Annotated in this window: 14 protein-coding genes and 1 tRNA gene; 8 read left to right on the top strand and 7 right to left on the bottom strand. The window is 65.3% G+C overall.

What is annotated here, in order from left to right:
• Positions 1 to 121 precede the first annotated feature (121 nt).
• From lon to MKK75_RS33985, 5 genes are all read right to left on the bottom strand, one after another.
• Positions 122 to 2548, bottom strand: coding sequence for an endopeptidase La (gene lon, locus MKK75_RS34005; RefSeq protein ID WP_244046887.1), 2427 nt, complete (start codon positions 2546 to 2548; stop codon positions 122 to 124).
• Between the two features lie 251 nt (positions 2549 to 2799).
• Positions 2800 to 4071 carry an ATP-dependent Clp protease ATP-binding subunit ClpX gene (clpX, locus tag MKK75_RS34000; RefSeq protein ID WP_010684321.1) on the bottom strand — a complete coding sequence of 424 codons (1272 nt, stop codon included), beginning with the start codon at positions 4069 to 4071 and terminating at the stop codon, positions 2800 to 2802.
• A gap of 184 nt (positions 4072 to 4255) precedes the next feature.
• Positions 4256 to 4882 (bottom strand): ATP-dependent Clp protease proteolytic subunit, encoded by a 627-nt coding sequence (locus tag MKK75_RS33995; protein ID WP_243918202.1) that lies wholly within the window; start codon positions 4880 to 4882, stop codon positions 4256 to 4258.
• A 125-nt stretch (positions 4883 to 5007) separates the two neighbouring features.
• Positions 5008 to 6426 carry a trigger factor gene (tig, locus tag MKK75_RS33990; RefSeq protein WP_244046886.1) on the bottom strand — a complete coding sequence of 473 codons (1419 nt, stop codon included), beginning with the start codon at positions 6424 to 6426 and terminating at the stop codon, positions 5008 to 5010.
• 139 nt (positions 6427 to 6565) lie between these two features.
• A tRNA-Leu gene (locus MKK75_RS33985) sits at positions 6566 to 6650 on the bottom strand.
• Positions 6651 to 6797: 147 nt separating this feature from the next.
• On the opposite strand from MKK75_RS33985, the gene MKK75_RS33980 reads away from it, so the two are divergent.
• On the top strand, positions 6798 to 8261 hold the full coding sequence (locus MKK75_RS33980; RefSeq protein ID WP_244046885.1) for a multicopper oxidase family protein: 1464 nt from the start codon (positions 6798 to 6800) through the stop codon (positions 8259 to 8261).
• Here the strand turns inward: MKK75_RS33980 and MKK75_RS33975 are convergent.
• Complete coding sequence (locus MKK75_RS33975) at positions 8254 to 9759, bottom strand: NAD(P)H-hydrate dehydratase (RefSeq protein ID WP_244046884.1); 1506 nt, start codon at positions 9757 to 9759, stop codon at positions 8254 to 8256. The genes MKK75_RS33980 and MKK75_RS33975 overlap by 8 nt on opposite strands.
• A gap of 193 nt (positions 9760 to 9952) precedes the next feature.
• Between MKK75_RS33975 and MKK75_RS33970 the strand changes: the two genes are divergently transcribed.
• A complete protein-coding gene (locus MKK75_RS33970; protein WP_003600526.1) occupies positions 9953 to 10291 on the top strand; it encodes a P-II family nitrogen regulator in 339 nt (112 codons plus the stop codon).
• Positions 10292 to 10464: 173 nt separating this feature from the next.
• Positions 10465 to 10644 carry a DUF2735 domain-containing protein gene (locus MKK75_RS33965; protein WP_244046883.1) on the top strand — a complete coding sequence of 60 codons (180 nt, stop codon included), beginning with the start codon at positions 10465 to 10467 and terminating at the stop codon, positions 10642 to 10644.
• A gap of 124 nt (positions 10645 to 10768) precedes the next feature.
• On the opposite strand, the gene MKK75_RS33960 is transcribed toward MKK75_RS33965, so the two are convergent.
• Positions 10769 to 11803 (bottom strand): glutamine synthetase beta-grasp domain-containing protein, encoded by a 1035-nt coding sequence (locus tag MKK75_RS33960; protein WP_244046882.1) that lies wholly within the window; start codon positions 11801 to 11803, stop codon positions 10769 to 10771.
• 338 nt (positions 11804 to 12141) lie between these two features.
• Here MKK75_RS33960 and glnA point away from each other — a divergent pair, with 338 nt between their 5' ends.
• The 5 genes from glnA to MKK75_RS33935 all read left to right on the top strand — a co-directional run bounded on the left by glnA (position 12142) and on the right by MKK75_RS33935 (position 15152).
• Positions 12142 to 13551 (top strand): type I glutamate--ammonia ligase, encoded by a 1410-nt coding sequence (gene glnA / locus MKK75_RS33955; protein ID WP_244046881.1) that lies wholly within the window; start codon positions 12142 to 12144, stop codon positions 13549 to 13551.
• Between the two features lie 163 nt (positions 13552 to 13714).
• Positions 13715 to 13984 carry a hypothetical protein gene (locus MKK75_RS33950; RefSeq protein WP_244046880.1) on the top strand — a complete coding sequence of 90 codons (270 nt, stop codon included), beginning with the start codon at positions 13715 to 13717 and terminating at the stop codon, positions 13982 to 13984.
• Positions 13985 to 13993: 9 nt separating this feature from the next.
• Complete coding sequence (locus MKK75_RS33945) at positions 13994 to 14368, top strand: RNase A-like domain-containing protein (protein WP_313901917.1); 375 nt, start codon at positions 13994 to 13996, stop codon at positions 14366 to 14368.
• Position 14369: 1 nt separating this feature from the next.
• On the top strand, positions 14370 to 14645 hold the full coding sequence (locus tag MKK75_RS33940) for a hypothetical protein (protein WP_244046879.1): 276 nt from the start codon (positions 14370 to 14372) through the stop codon (positions 14643 to 14645).
• A gap of 222 nt (positions 14646 to 14867) precedes the next feature.
• Entirely contained in the window at positions 14868 to 15152 is a 285-nt protein-coding gene (locus MKK75_RS33935) for a hypothetical protein (protein WP_244046878.1), read from the top strand.
• Positions 15153 to 15245 lie beyond the last annotated feature (93 nt).

Genomic DNA, 15245 nt, shown 5'->3' with positions numbered 1-15245 from the left:
TCTCGCGCACAGGGACTGTTCGAGCAGCCCCAGTTCCGTAACCCGGAGTGTCAAGCGCACGACAAAAAAGCCCCCGGAGGCTCACGCTCCGGGGGCTCGTCGCATGTCACGCTCTCGGCACTCAGTGCGCCACGAAGGCGGCGCCGTCCTCCTCGGTCCGGTTGGGCTTGGCCACGGGCAGCGGCTCCTCCCACTCGATCGGCACCGGCTGACGGACCAGCGCCTTCTCCAGCACCTGATCCATCCGCGAGACGGGGATGATCTCAAGCCCGTTCTTCACGCTGTCGGGCACCTCGGCGATGTCCTTGGCGTTCTCCTCGGGGATCAGCACCGTCTTGATGCCGCCGCGAAGCGCTGCGAGCAGCTTCTCCTTCAGGCCGCCGATCGGCAGGATCCGGCCGCGGAGCGTCACCTCGCCGGTCATCGCGATGTCGCGACGGACCGGGATCCCGGTCAGCGTCGAGATGATCGCAGTGGCCATGGCGATGCCGGCCGACGGACCGTCCTTCGGGGTCGCCCCCTCCGGAACGTGGACGTGGATGTCGCGCCGGTCGAACAGCGGCGGCTCGATGCCGAAGTCGATCGCCCGCGAGCGGACGTAGCTCGCCGCCGCCGAGATCGACTCCTTCATCACATCCTTCAGGTTGCCGGTGACTGTCATCTTGCCCTTGCCGGGCATCATGACGCCCTCGATCGTCAGCAGCTCGCCGCCGACCTCGGTCCAGGCCAGACCCGTCACCACACCGACCTGATCGTCCGCATCGATCTCGCCGTAGCGGAACTTCGGTGGCCCGAGGAAGACCGGCAGGGTCTCCACGGTCACCGCGACCACCTTGGTCTTGGTGATCAGGATCTCCTTCACCGCCTTGCGGATCAGGTTGGACAACTCGCGCTCCAGGTTGCGCACGCCCGCCTCCCGCGTGTAGCGGCGGACCAGCATCATCAGGCCGTCATCGTCGATCGACCACTCGTGCGTCCCGAGGCCGTGCTTCTTCAGGGCGTTCGGGATCAGGTGCTTGCGCGCGATCTCGACCTTCTCCTCCTCGGTGTACCCGGCGATGCGGATCACCTCCATCCGGTCCATGAGCGGGCCCGGGATGTTGAGGGTGTTGGCCGTGGTCACGAACATCACGTTCGAGAGGTCGTAATCCACCTCCAGGTAATGGTCGTTGAAGGTGCTGTTCTGCTCAGGGTCGAGCACCTCGAGGAGCGCCGCCGACGGATCGCCGCGGAAGTCCATGCCCATCTTGTCGATCTCGTCGAGCAGGATGAGCGGGTTGGAGGTCTTAGCCTTGCGCATCGACTGCACGATCTTGCCGGGCATCGAGCCGATATAGGTCCGGCGGTGACCGCGGATCTCGGCCTCGTCCCGCACGCCGCCGAGCGACATGCGCACGAATTCACGGCCCGTCGCCTTGGCGATCGACTTGCCGAGCGAGGTCTTACCGACGCCGGGGGGGCCGACGAGGCACAGGATCGGGCCGGTGAGCTTGTTCGCCCGCTGCTGCACGGCGAGGTACTCGACAATCCGCTCCTTGACCTTCTCGAGACCGAAATGATCGTCATCGAGCAGGGCCTGGGCACCGAGCAGGTCCTTCTTCATCTTCGAGCGCTTGCCCCACGGGATGCCGAGCATCCAGTCGAGGTAGTTGCGCACGACAGTCGCCTCCGCCGACATCGGTGACATCTGCCGCAGCTTCTTCAGCTCGGCGGTGGCCTTGTCGCGGGCTTCTTTGGTGAACTTGGTCTTCTCGATCTTCTCTTCGAGCTCGGCCAGCTCATCGCGGCCATCCTCGGAGTCGCCCAGCTCCTTCTGGATCGCCTTCATCTGCTCATTCAGGTAGTACTCGCGCTGGGTCTTCTCCATCTGCCGCTTGACGCGGGTCCGGATGCGCTTCTCGACCTGGAGCACGGAGATCTCGCTCTCCATCAGCGACAGCACGCGCTCCAGGCGCTGCGCCACCGTGGGGGTCTCCAGGATGCCCTGCTTGTCGGAGATCTTGACGAGCAGGTGCGAGCCGATCGTATCGGCGAGCTTGGACGGCTCGTCGATCTGGGTCACGGCGGAGACGACCTCGGGCGATATCTTCTTGTTGAGCTTGACGTAGTTCTCGAACTCCGAGAGCACCGAGCGCGCGAGCGCCTCAGCCTCGACCTGATCGCCTAGCTCGTCGTGCAGGGCTTCGGCGGTCGCCTCATAATACTCGTCCGAACGAGTGAAGCCCGTTACCTTCGCACGGCCGACGCCCTCGACCAGCACCTTCACGGTGCCGTCAGGCAGCTTCAGGAGCTGGAGCACGGACGCGAGGGTGCCGATCTTGTAGATCGCGTCGGTGGCCGGGTCGTCGTCGCCCGCGTTGATCTGCGTGGCGAGCAGGATATGGCGATCGGTGCGGACAGCTTCCTCAAGGGCACGGATCGACTTCTCGCGGCCGACGAACAAGGGCACGATCATATGCGGGAAGACGACGATGTCGCGCAGGGGCAGGACGGCGTAGGAGCCCGTCGAACCCGGGACCACCGGCTGGCGCGATTTCGACTGTGACATGCTGACTTCCTCTCAGGGACGCCCAGGGTCGGCTCCTCCATACAGGGAGCGCGCCGACAGCCAGGGGGCCGACCGGGCCGCGAGGGTCGGGAATTTCGTGGACTTTGCGGCTGGTAACGCGGACCGGACCTCGAAAGGAGCGTGCGGCCACCGCGCTGAGCCTGAAGTGGCTGCGGGGGAACGCGTTTTCAAGGCGGTCCCCGCAGCGCACCCGGCCGGAGCCGGGCGCTTAATGCAACCCTACCAAGCGCTTACGCGCTGACGCTGGCGGGTGCGTCCTTATTGCGGTCACCGTGGATGTAGAGCGGGCGCGACTTGCCCTCGACCACCTCGGGACCGATCACGACCTGCTCCACGGACTCAAGGCCCGGCAGGTCGTACATCGTGTCGAGCAGGATCGTCTCCAAAATGGAGCGCAGGCCGCGGGCACCCGTCTTGCGCTCGATCGCCTTGCGGGCGACGAGCGACAGGGCCTCGTCCTGGAACGTCAGGTCGACGTTCTCCATCTCGAACAGCCGCTGGTACTGCTTGACCAGGGCGTTCTTGGGCTCCTGCAGGATCTTCTTGAGGGCGGCCTCGTCGAGATCCTCAAGCGTCGCCAGGACCGGCAGGCGGCCGACGAACTCCGGGATGAGGCCGAACTTCAGCAGATCCTCGGGCTCGACCGAGCGGAAGATCTCGCCGGTGCGGCGGTCGTCGGGGGCCTGCACGGTCGCGCCGAAGCCGATCGAGGTGCCCTTGCCGCGCTGCGAGATGATCCGCTCCAGCCCCGCGAAGGCGCCGCCGCAGATGAACAGGATGTTGGTGGTGTCGACCTGCAGGAATTCCTGCTGCGGGTGCTTCCGGCCGCCCTGGGGTGGAACGGAGGCGACCGTGCCCTCCATGATCTTCAGGAGCGCCTGCTGCACGCCCTCGCCCGACACGTCGCGGGTGATCGACGGGTTGTCGGACTTGCGGGAGATCTTGTCGATCTCGTCGATGTAGACGATGCCGCGCTGGGCCCGCTCGACGTTGTAGTCCGAGGCCTGGAGCAGCTTGAGGATGATGTTCTCGACGTCCTCACCGACATAGCCGGCCTCGGTGAGGGTCGTGGCGTCCGCCATGGTGAACGGCACGTCGAGGATCCGGGCCAGCGTCTGCGCGAGCAGCGTCTTGCCCGAGCCGGTCGGCCCGATCAGCATGATGTTGGACTTGGCCAGCTCGACGTCGTTGTGCTTCGTCGCGTGGGCGAGCCGCTTGTAGTGGTTGTGGACCGCGACCGAGAGGACCTTCTTGGCGAAGTCCTGGCCGATGACGTAGTCGTCGAGGACGCGGCGGATCTCCTTCGGGGTCGGCACCCCGTCGCGGCTCTTCACCAGCGAGGATTTCGACTCCTCGCGGATGATGTCCATGCACAGCTCGACGCACTCGTCACAGATGAACACCGTCGGACCGGCGATCAGCTTGCGGACCTCGTGCTGGCTCTTGCCGCAGAACGAGCAATACAGCGTGCTCTTCGAGTCGTTGCCGCCAGTCTTGCTCATATCGGTCTCCGATTCCTCGCGTCCGCTGCCGGCTAGGGGCGGACGCGCATCGCATGAATGTAGGGGGCCCGTTTAAAGAAACAGTGTGCTGCGCGTCTTTGACCGAAGGGCCCGATCTCGGATGCAAACACGCTGCCGCGGCGGGATCAAGGCCGCGCCGCGGCTCTCTGGCGAAGCGTCTCGTTCAGGCGGCGGCCGGCTCGGGGCGCTTCTCGATCACCTCGTCGATGAGCCCGAACTCCTTGGCCGCGTCGGCGGTCATGAAGTTGTCGCGCTCCAGCGCCGTGTGGATCGCATCGTACTCGCGGCCGGTGTGCTTCACGTAAATCTCGTTCAGACGCCGCTTCAGCGCCTCGATCTCGCGGGCATGGATCAGGATGTCGGTCGCCTGGCCCTGGAAGCCGCCCGACGGCTGGTGGACCATGATCCGGGCGTTCGGCAGGGCGAAGCGGTGGCCGGGCTCGCCGGCGGTCAGCAGCAGCGAGCCCATCGAGGCGGCTTGGCCGACGCAGAGCGTCGTCACCGGGCAGCGGATGAACTGCATCGTGTCGTAGATCGACAGGCCGGAGGTGACCACGCCGCCGGGGGAATTGATGTAGAAGGAGATTTCCTTCTTCGGGTTCTCCGCCTCGAGGAACAGCAGCTGCGCCACGATCAGCGACGCGCCGTAATCCTCCACGGGCCCGGTCAGGAAGATGATCCGCTCGCGCAGCAGGCGGGAGTAGATGTCGAAGGCGCGCTCGCCGCGGCTCGATTGCTCGACGACCATCGGCACGAGCGCGTTGTTGTAGACGTCGATCGGATCTCTCATCTCATCCTGCCCAGAGTGAGGTCCGGGGCTGCCGCGAATCAGGGCAGCCCCGGACATGTCAGCGAACACCGGCGATGCTTAACCATCGCCTAATCCTTGCCCGCCGTCCTCGGACAGGGCGGGGCTCAGTCGGCCTTGGCGTCGGTCTTCTCGTCCGCGGCCTCGGCCTTGTCTGCCGGCTTCCCGCCGGTCGTGTCTTCGTCATCATCGTCTGCGAAAAGCGCCTCTTTCGAGACGGGCTCCTCGACGAGTTTCACCTGCCCGAGAACGTGGTCAACCACCTTTTCCTCGAACAGGGGCGCGCGGAGTTCGGCGAGCGCCTGCGCATTCTTCCGGTAGAAGTCCCAGACCTGCTGCTCCTGGCCCGGGAACTGCCGGACCCGGGCGATGAGGGCCTGGTTCACCTCGTCATCCGAGACCTTGATATCGGCGCTCTCGCCGACCTGCGCAAGCACGAGACCGAGGCGGACCCGGCGCTCGGCGATCTTGCGGTACTCGGCCTGGGCCTTCTCCTCGGTGGTGTCCTCGTCCTCGAAGCTCTTGCCCCGGGTCTTGAGGTCCTGCTCGACCTGGGCCCACACCGCGGCGAATTCCTGCGCCACCAGGGAGGGGGGCAGCTCGAAGGCGTACTTCGTGTCGAGGGCGTCGAGGAGGGCCTTCTTGAGGCGGCGGCGCGAAGCCGTCTCGTAGTCCCGGCCGATCGCCTCGGACACGGCCTCACGGAGCTTCTCCAGCGACTCCATGCCCATCGACTTGGCGAACGCGTCGTCGACCTTGGCCTCGCCCGGGGCCTGGATCTTCGTGACCGTCACGTCGAACTCGGCATCCTTGCCGGCGAGCTGCTCGGCCCCGTACTCGGCCGGGAAGGTCACCTTCACGAGGGGCTTGTCGCCGACCTTGGCGCCGACGAGCTGGTCCTCGAAGCCCGGGATGAACGAGCCGGAGCCCAGTTCCAGATCGATGCCCTCGCCCTTGCCGCCCTGGAACTCCTCGCCGTCGATCCGGCCGACGAAGTCGATGGTGACGCGGTCGCCGCTCTGGGCATCGGCGCCCTCCTCGCGCTCGGCGAAGGGGCGGCCCTGGCCGGCCATGCGCTCCAGCGCCTCGTCCACCTCCGTGTCGGAGGGCTTGGCGACCTGCTTGGTCAGGCTGACATCCGAGAGGTCGGCGAGCTCGAAGCTCGGCATCACCTCAAGCGCCACCTTGAAGGCGAGGTCGCCCTTGGCGTCGAGCGCCTTCTCGACCTCGGCCTGATCGCTCGGGAACTCGACCTGCGGCTCCAGGGCGAGCTTGAGGCCGTTGTCGCTCACGATCTTGCGGTTGGCCTCGTTGACGGCGTTCTGCACCACCTCGGCCATCACGGAGCGGCCGTAGACCTTGCGCAGGTGCGCGACCGGCACCTTGCCGGGGCGGAAGCCCTTCAGCTGTACCTTGTCCTTCATGCCGGACAGCTCGGAGGTCAGGCGCTCCTCGAGTTCCTGGGCGGCCAGCAGAACCTGAAACTCGCGCTTCAGACCCTGGGCGTTGATCTCGGTCACCTGCATCGTCGTCGTCGCTCTTCCAAAAACCTGTGATCGCCGGCCGGGCCGGACTCGTACGGCGTGCTCGTGCGGTCCGGGATGCTCAAGATGTCGGGAACGGAGCCGGGGCGGTCCGCCTGGGACCGCACCCTCAGAGACGTCCTGGTGCGGGCGGAGGGGCTCGAACCCCCACGTCTTGCGACACTGGAACCTAAATCCAGCGCGTCTACCAGTTCCGCCACGCCCGCGCGCGCCGACATCCGGCGCATCGCCGGCCGCCGGAAGCGCGCCCTATAGCATGGGCCGGCGGGGCTGCAGCAAAAAACTTGTCCTGTGGCGCCGGGGCCGCCACACCGCTATGGAGCGGGCCCGTCGCGAGCCGCAGCCGAGATTTCATGCCGCCATCCCGCCCCGTGCCGCCGGCCGATTTGAGCGCCGGCACGCCGTCGCGCAGGACCCTCCTGGCGACCGCGACCGCCTTCGGGCTCGTGCCCGCAGCCGGGCGAGGCCAGACCTCCGCACCCGCGACGCCCGCCCCAGGGCAAGCGGAACCCGCCGCCCTGCCGGCGGCCCCCGGCAAGACGTGGTTCCGGCCCGAGCCCGCACCGGAGACGCCGGTCTGGTGCTTCGACGGCAAGGCGCTGCCCCCCACGATCCGGGTGAAGTTCGGACAGCCGGTGCGGCTGAAGGTCGAGAACCGGACCGACAAGCCCCTGTCGCTGCACTGGCACGGGGTGCGCATCGTCAACGCCATGGATGGCGTCGGCGGCGTGACCCAGGCGCCGATCCCCCCGGGCGGCGACTTCCTCTACGCGTTCACGCCGCCCGATGCCGGGTCCTACCTGATCCGCCCCCTGGTGGTCGGCGGCGCCGGCGAGCCCTCGGGCCGCGGCCTCGCCGGGATGCTGGTCGTCGAGGAGGCGAACCCGCCGCCCGTCGATGCGGATGTCGCCGTGGTCCTGCAGGACTGGCGGCTCCTCGACGACGGCACGCTCATGCCATTCGGGCAGGTGCCGCTGGCCGCCGCCAATGGACGGCTCGGCAATCTCGTCACCGTCAACGGCAAGCCGGTGCCCGACACCTTCGAGGCCCGCCCAGCTTCCCGGGTCCGCCTGCGCCTGGGCAATGCCTGCAACGCCCGGGCGACGCGGATCAAGTTCGAGGGCGTGAAGGTCTACGTGGCGGCGGTCGACGGGCAGCCCACCGACACGTTCGAGCCGCTGCGGGCCACCCTGCCCTTCCCGCCCGGCACCCGCTACGACCTGATGGTCGACCTGCCGGAGGAGGAGGGCGCCACCTGCGGGATCCACGCGCTGATCGGCAAGGGGCTGATCCTGGCGAGCGTCACCACAAAGGGGCCCAAGATCACCGAGACGCGACCGCCGATCGCCCCGATCGGCGAGAACAAGCGCCTGCCGGCCGAGATCAAGCTCCAGAATGCCCTGCGCCGCGACCTGGTGATCACCGGCGGGGCCTTCGTGCCCAAGGACAAGAAGGACGGGGCCAACCCAGATCCCGTCTATACCGGCGACCCGCAGAAGATCTGGTCGATCAACGGCGTCAGCGGCACCACCGGCCTCTCACCGATCTTCTCGGTGAAGCGGGGTCAGGTGGTGGTGCTGGCCCTGCGCAACGAGACCGCCTTCCCGCAGGCGCTCCACCTGCACGGGCACTGCTTCCGCCTGCTCCACCCCCTCGACGACGGTTGGGAGCCCTACTGGCTCGACACGTTCCAGTTGCTGGAAGGCAGAACCGCCCGGATCGGCTTCCTCGCCGACAATCCCGGCCGCTGGCTGATCAGCGCCACGGTGCTGGAGCGGTTCGACACCGGCCTCTGGACGATGTTCGAGGTCACGTAAGCGCCGCTTCGGCGAGGCCACCGAGCACCGCGGGCATCAGCTCCGGGATATCCTCGGCGATCAGACCGGGACCGTGGCGCAGGCCGGCATCCCCGTGGAGCCAGACCCCGGCGGCGGCGGCCTCGAAGGGCTCCATGCCCTGCGCCAGCAGGCCGGCGATCAGACCGCCCAAGACGTCGCCCGACCCGGCGGTGCCCAGATAGGGGCTGCCGTGATCGTTGATCGCAGCCCGCCCGTCCGGGCCGGCGATCACGGTGTCGGCACCCTTGTAGACCACGACGGCGCCGGTCAGAGCGGCCGCGGCGCGCGCCCGGGCGAGCTTGTCGGCCCCCTCCGCCATCGCCCCCGTGCCGTCGAACAGACGCGCGAACTCGCCGGCATGCGGCGTGAGCACGGCCCGTGCCGCGCCATCCTCCAGATGCGCGGCGAGGAGCCGCGCCTGCCCGGAAAAGCTCGTCAGCGCGTCGGCGTCGAGGACGAGGCACCGTCCCGCTGAGGCCGCCACCGCGACGCGCTCCCGCGTGGGCTCGCCGGTGCCGAGCCCCGGGCCGGCGAGCACCACGTTCAGGCGCTCATCGGTGAGCAGGTCGTCGAGGTCGTCAGCGGTCTCGCAGGGGCGCAGCATGATCGCCGTGAGGTGCGCTGCGTTCTCCGCCAGCGCGCCGGTCGGCGAGGCGACCGTCACGAGGCCCGCCCCGACTCGCAGCGCACCCCGGGCGGCGAGCCGCGCGGCGCCGGTCTTCGTGGCGGGGCCCGACAGCACCAGAGCGTGGCCGCGGGTATATTTATGGCTGGCCCTGGTGAGCCGGGGAAATCCTCTCGCCCAGAGGTCAGGACCGTTCCGGTAGAGGGGCGCCCCGCAAACGGCCAAGCCTGATTCCAACGCCGCCGGCCCGCTTCCGATATCCGCCACGCTCAGCTGGCCACACAGGCTTCGCCCCGGCTCCAGGAGATGGCCGGGCTTCAGCGTCACGAAGGTCACGGTCTCGGTCGCCCGGATCGCCGCACCGCGGACGGCGCCGGTGTCGCCGTCGAGGCCGCTCGGAACGTCGATGGCAAGGACAGGGCACGCATCCGCGTTCACAGCCTCCACCAGCGCGCGGGCCTCACCGTCGAGGTCGCGCGAAAGACCCGCCCCGAACAGGGCATCGATCACGAGGTCGCAAGCGCGCGGCTCCTTGGACGAGGCCGGTCCGACCGGCCCGGTCCAGGCTTCGGCCGCCAGCGCAGCGTCGCCGGCGAGCGTCGCGCGATCACCGAGCAGTCGCACGTCGACCGCATAACCATCCTCCGCCAATAGGCGCGCAGCGACGAAGCCGTCGCCGCCATTGTTGCCCGGGCCGCACAGGACGAGGGTGCGACCGCCCGCCGGCAGCCGTGCCCGAGCTCGGGCCGCCACCGCGGCTCCGGCCGCCGTCATCAGCGTGCGGCCCGGCATCCCACCGGCGATCGCCGCGGCATCGACTGCTCGCATGGCCGCGACCGTCAGCAACCGCATCGTAGCCTCCTCTTTGCCCGCGTGCCGATCAGGCGTGCTGAAAAAAACGTCACAAATTCATAAAACGCTCGCACGATGTGCGGGCGAAGCACAGAGATTGAGCAGTCTGGCCGGACGCGCCCTCAAATCGGCGTGGCGGACGCGTCATGGGGATGTTAGAATCCTCCGACATCCTAGCGCGGGCCCGGGCGGCATGAAGAAGATCGAAGCGATCATCAAGCCTTTCAAGCTCGACGAGGTGAAGGAGGCGCTCCAGGAGGTCGGCCTCCAGGGCATCACGGTGATCGAGGCGAAGGGTTTCGGCCGCCAGAAGGGTCACACGGAACTCTATCGCGGCGCCGAATACGTGGTCGACTTCCTGCCGAAGGTGAAGCTCGAGATCGTGCTCTCGGACGCGTTGGTCGAGGGCGCCGTCGAGGCGATCCGCAAGTCGGCCCAGACCGGCCGTATCGGCGACGGCAAGATCTTCGTGTCGACTATCGAGGAGGCGATCCGCATCCGCACCGGCGAGACCGGCACCGACGCGATCTGATCCTTCCCGCTCCCGGCGAGCCGATAACATCCGTCGGTCCTGCCTAAGTTTTCGCTCTGCACGAATGTCCGGCAACGGCGCATGCCGCCATGGTGAGCCGGGATCCGCATCCCACATGCACGGGGAACGGTCGACGCGATCGGCCGCTGTGACCCGATGCAGGAGGATGTGCGATGGCCGTGATGGACCCGCGCGAGACCGCCAAGATCTATGATCTGTCCGCGTTCCGACGCGCCCGGCCGACGCCTCGGACCGCCCTCGCGCCGAAGCCTGCGCCGGTGCCGAATTTCGGGGGCAGCGCATGGTACCACGAGGCCGCCATCCGCGAAGACGAGCCCCCCCGTCGATCCTGAGTAGCGGGATCGAGGAGCCGCGGCGATATCGTTCCGGAGTCGGTCCAGATCCGTTCGACACAGAAACAGCGAAGCCGGACCCAGCAGGGCCCGGCTCCATTGATCCGTCGGTGGTCTGCGCGTCCTACGCGGCTGCAGCGGCCTCGGTCGGTACGGAAGCGATCGTCTTCAGCACCTGCGAGGCGATCTGGTAGGGGTCGCCCTGCGAGTTGGGACGGCGGTCCTCCAGGTAGCCTTTGTAGCCGTTGTTGACGAAGGAGTGCGGCACGCGGATCGAGGCGCCGCGGTCGGCCAAGCCGTACGAGAATTCGTGGATCGAGGCGGTCTCGTGCTTGCCGGTCAGCCGCATGTGGTTGTCCGGGCCGTAGACTGCAATGTGGTCCTCGCGGGCGTTCTTGAACGCCTCCATGAGCTTCTCGAAATAGGCCTTCCCACCGTGCTCGCGCATGAACGCGGTCGAGAAGTTGCAGTGCATGCCCGAGCCGTTCCAGTCGGTGTCGCCGAGCGGCTTGCAATGGTATTCGACGTCGATGCCGTACTTTTCGCAGAGGCGCTGCAGGAGGTAGCGGGCCATCCACATCTCGTCGGCGGCCTTCTTGGAGCCTTTGCCGAAGATCTGGAATTCCCACTGGCCCTTGGCCACCTCGGCGTTGATGCCCTCGTGGTTGATGCCGGCCTCGAGGCAGAGATCGAGGTGCTCCTCGACGATCTTGCGCGCGACGTCGCCGACGTTCGAGTAGCCGACGCCGGTGTAGTACGGGCCCTGCGGCGCCGGGTAGCCGGCAGCTGGGAAGCCGAGCGGGCGGCCGTCCTTGTACAGGAAGTACTCCTGCTCGAAGCCGAACCACGCGCCGGAATCATCCAGAATGGTGGCGCGCTTGTTGGACTCGTGCGGAGTGGTGCCGTCCGGCATCATCACTTCACACATCACCAGCACGCCGTTCTTGCGAGCCGGATCGGGGAAGTGGCGCACGGGCTTCAGCATGCAGTCGGAGCTGCCACCCTCGGCCTGCTTCGTGGACGAGCCGTCGAAGCCCCACATCGGGAGCTGTTCGAGCGTCGGGAAGGTGTCGAATTCCTTGATCTGCGTCTTACCGCGGAGATTCGGGGTCGGCGTGTACCCGTCGAGCCATATGTACTCGAGCTTATATTTGGTCATTCCGGTTCTCTCGTCCGTATCGATGCGCGACCCGGGGACCCCTGGGCGACGCGAACGGCTTGCCGCCTCTCAGACGGCCGGTGCCGCCTGTGCATGGAGTGTGCCAGCAGAGCCGCCACCCGATTGAATCACCGCCTCCGCAGCAGTTTTCTGCGATCACGGATCCGAGAGCGGCATGTCGTCGACGCCCGATCGTCCCTCCACCCCGCCGATTCCGGCGCCCTGCGGGTGGCAACGCGCGCCCGCGACGGATATCAAGCGCCGCTGCTGGCGCGCCCCGCCTGAGAGCGGGCGCGCCAGCAGCGCGTTTTTCGAGCGATTCCTGGAGGATGCCCACGATGACCACTGCGGCCGAGGTGCTGAAGACGATCCGGGACAACGACGTGCGCTACGTGGACTTCCGGTTCACCGACCCGCGCGGCAAGTGGCAGCACGTCACGTTCGACGTGTCGCTCATCGACGAGGAGATCTTCGACGAGGGCACGATGTTCGACGGCTCCTCAATCGCCGGCTGGAAGGCGATCAACGAGTCCGACATGCTGCTGATGCCGGATCCGGCGACCGCGACCCTCGACCCGTTCTTCTCCGCCGCGACGCTCTCGATCGTCTGCGACGTGCTGGAGCCGGCCACCGGCGAGCCCTACGGCCGCGACCCCCGCGGCACCGCCAAGCGCGCCGAGGCCTACCTGCAGCAGACCGGCATCGGCGACACGATCTATGTCGGCCCCGAGGCCGAGTTCTTCGTGTTCGACGACGTGAAGTTCGCCGCCGACCCCTACCGCACCGGCTTCGAACTCGATTCGACCGAGCTGCCGTCGAACGGTTTCACCGACTACGAGGGCGGCAACCTCGGCCACCGGGTCCAGACCAAGGGCGGATACTTCCCGGTCCCGCCGCAGGATTCGGCGCAGGACATGCGCGGCGAGATGCTGGCCGCCATGCAGTCCATGGGCGTGAAGGTCGAGAAGCACCATCACGAGGTGGCCTCGGCCCAGCACGAGCTCGGCATGAAGTTCGACACGCTGACCCTGCTCGCCGACCACATGCAGATCTACAAGTACTGCATCCACAACGTCGCGCAGAGCTACGGCAAGTCGGCGACGTTCATGCCGAAGCCCGTCTACGGCGACAACGGCTCGGGGATGCACGTCCACCAGTCGATCTGGAAGGACGGCCAGCCGGTCTTCGCCGGCGACAAGTATGCTGGCCTCTCTCAGGAATGCCTCTGGTACATCGGCGGCATCATCCGGCACGCCAAGGCACTTAACGCCTTCACCAACCCGTCGACCAACTCGTACAAGCGCCTAGTGCCGGGCTACGAGGCGCCGGTGCTGCTCGCCTACTCGGCCCGCAACCGCTCGGCCTCCTGCCGCATCCCGTGGACCAAGAGCCCGAAGGCCAAGCGCGTCGAGGTCCGCTTCCCCGACCCGATGGCGAACCCCTATCTCGCCTTCTCGGCGCTGCTGATGGCCGGCCTCGACGGCATCCGCAACAAGATCGACCCGGGCCCGGCCATGGACAAGGACCTCTACGAGTTGCCGCCGCGGGAGCTGAAGAAGATCCCGACCGTGTGCGGTAGCTTGCGCGAGGCGCTGGCGAGCCTCGACAAGGACCGGGCCTTCCTCAAGGAGGGCGGCGTGTTCTCGGACGACCAGATCGATTCGTTCATCGAGCTGAAGATGACCGAGGTGCTGCGCTACGAGATGACCCCACACCCGATCGAGTTCGTGCAGTACTACTCGTTGTGAGGTGATGGGTGGGCCGGGCGCGATGCCCGGCCCCGTTAGCATGATCTGACGGAGCAGGACGCGACAGGGCAACCATTAAGTTCGCATTGGAACAAAAGACGAACATTCTTAACAAAAAGGATAATTTGCCTAGTATGAGCGGGCGCAGCCAGCGGGGTGCTCCATGCTCTTTGATGAAATTGCCATTCGGCGAACGAGGTGGCACCTCGCAGCCCTCAAAGTGGAGCTGAAGCTTCTTCGTCTCAACCTCATTGTCAGAGCCTACAATCCCGGTCAGCCGCGGGTACCTGCTGGCCAACCAGATGGAGGCCAGTGGACGAGCGAGGACAATCGTGACGATCCGGGGGCTGGCGACGATGCGCGCATTTTCTTCGTTAGTGATCAAAACGACCGTCAATACAATGTTCTGCTGGAAGAAGAAGAGAAGCTTTGAGGTCATACGATTGATTTGCACGTCGGCAAATCCGACGAAGAAATGATGGATCGAGTGCGGCAAAGCCGATGGCGAAACTGGTTGGAACACGGCGGATTGCATCGTGATGGCTCTTTCGACTCCCTCGAGGCAGCCAACGATTTCGTCAATCGAACCTTGGAAATTAACGCACGGAAAGTCGATGAGGTAGCGAGCGGCGATGAACCCAACGCATATTTTACGACACGATTTGGCTATCGGACCGGCCGTGAAGCATACAGTACCAAGGACGAGGTTATGTATATGAGAAATACATATGGCGTGGTTATATTTATCGTACGCGATCCACGATCACCTCGAGGTTATCGCGTACAATCAGCTTTTCCTTTCAACGAGGGGGATTAAAATGACCATTCATCCAGAATTCGACGAAATGACTGAGCGCTTCTTCCAAGACATCGATCGGTTATTCGGCACAGAAAAAGAAGTATTCCAATTTTTAATCAGGCCCTTTTCACAAGAGCAGCGCGTATCCCTGCGCAATTATCTAGACCATTTAGTCGGAGAAGAATTTAGCGATGAAGAAATATTAAATGCATGGAATAAATCTAAAGCGCAGTGGTTGTTTTATTCTGCCCAGCCACTAAGGTTAATGCTTGCAAAAATTCGCGACAATCTTTGAAATGTCCGGCAAGACAGATTTTGATCAAATTGCGCCTAGAATATATCGTCGTAAATTGAAAAATACGTTCCGTATAAGCTGGCCGGGAAGATTAAAGCACAAATAATGGCGTTGTTTACATGCGCGATATTTATAGTATTGGTGCTGAATTGAGGCACGGGCCTCGTTTGCCACGCGGATTTTTCGTTCGAACGGCTTATCCTCTGACGGAGGGCGACTGAAATGGAGTTGCCGGCAGAATTCCGAGAGTTCACTTCGCAATTTTATCAAGATCTTTTAGATGATGTGTCCAGCTTAGACGAAATGATTGACACAGTTTTGTCTCCAATGAAAAGCCAGAGCGATCGTCAAAAGCTAGGAATTTTTATTGATACGATCACGCGGGATGACATCTCGGATACAGAATTGCGAAAAATTTGGTGGTCATCACCCGCTGATATTGCTTTCTACGATGGCGCAGAACTACCGTCCGGACCCATAATGGTGGCGCGGACGGCTTGGGTGTGATTCACGGCTTCCGTGGGAGGAGCCGATGGATCAGTTCTGGCTGACGGACGAGCAGTTTGCGCGGATCACGCCGCACTTGCCCACCGACACACG

Origin of the sequence: Methylobacterium sp. J-030, assembly GCF_022829545.1 — a bacterium.
Classification (GTDB): domain Bacteria; phylum Pseudomonadota; class Alphaproteobacteria; order Rhizobiales; family Beijerinckiaceae; genus Methylobacterium.
Note: the sequence above shows the minus strand (reverse complement) of the source record. Positions and strands in the feature narration are given on the sequence as shown.

What these genes read in the sequence shown, in the direction of transcription:
- clpX (WP_010684321.1), bottom strand. Translation starts at nt 4,071, where the DNA reads ATGAGCAAGACTGGCGGCAACGACTCGAAGAGCACGCTGTATTGCTCG.
- MKK75_RS33995 (WP_243918202.1), bottom strand. Translation starts at nt 4,882, where the DNA reads ATGAGAGATCCGATCGACGTCTACAACAACGCGCTCGTGCCGATGGTC.
- MKK75_RS33965 (WP_244046883.1), top strand. Translation starts at nt 10,465, where the DNA reads ATGGCCGTGATGGACCCGCGCGAGACCGCCAAGATCTATGATCTGTCC.
- MKK75_RS33950 (WP_244046880.1), top strand. Translation starts at nt 13,715, where the DNA reads ATGCTCTTTGATGAAATTGCCATTCGGCGAACGAGGTGGCACCTCGCA.
- MKK75_RS33960 (WP_244046882.1), bottom strand. Translation starts at nt 11,803, where the DNA reads ATGACCAAATATAAGCTCGAGTACATATGGCTCGACGGGTACACGCCG.
- MKK75_RS33940 (WP_244046879.1), top strand. Translation starts at nt 14,370, where the DNA reads ATGACCATTCATCCAGAATTCGACGAAATGACTGAGCGCTTCTTCCAA.
- glnA (WP_244046881.1), top strand. Translation starts at nt 12,142, where the DNA reads ATGACCACTGCGGCCGAGGTGCTGAAGACGATCCGGGACAACGACGTG.
- MKK75_RS33935 (WP_244046878.1), top strand. Translation starts at nt 14,868, where the DNA reads ATGGAGTTGCCGGCAGAATTCCGAGAGTTCACTTCGCAATTTTATCAA.
- lon (WP_244046887.1), bottom strand. Translation starts at nt 2,548, where the DNA reads ATGTCACAGTCGAAATCGCGCCAGCCGGTGGTCCCGGGTTCGACGGGC.
- tig (WP_244046886.1), bottom strand. Translation starts at nt 6,426, where the DNA reads ATGCAGGTGACCGAGATCAACGCCCAGGGTCTGAAGCGCGAGTTTCAG.
- MKK75_RS33980 (WP_244046885.1), top strand. Translation starts at nt 6,798, where the DNA reads ATGCCGCCATCCCGCCCCGTGCCGCCGGCCGATTTGAGCGCCGGCACG.
- MKK75_RS33975 (WP_244046884.1), bottom strand. Translation starts at nt 9,759, where the DNA reads ATGCGGTTGCTGACGGTCGCGGCCATGCGAGCAGTCGATGCCGCGGCG.
- MKK75_RS33970 (WP_003600526.1), top strand. Translation starts at nt 9,953, where the DNA reads ATGAAGAAGATCGAAGCGATCATCAAGCCTTTCAAGCTCGACGAGGTG.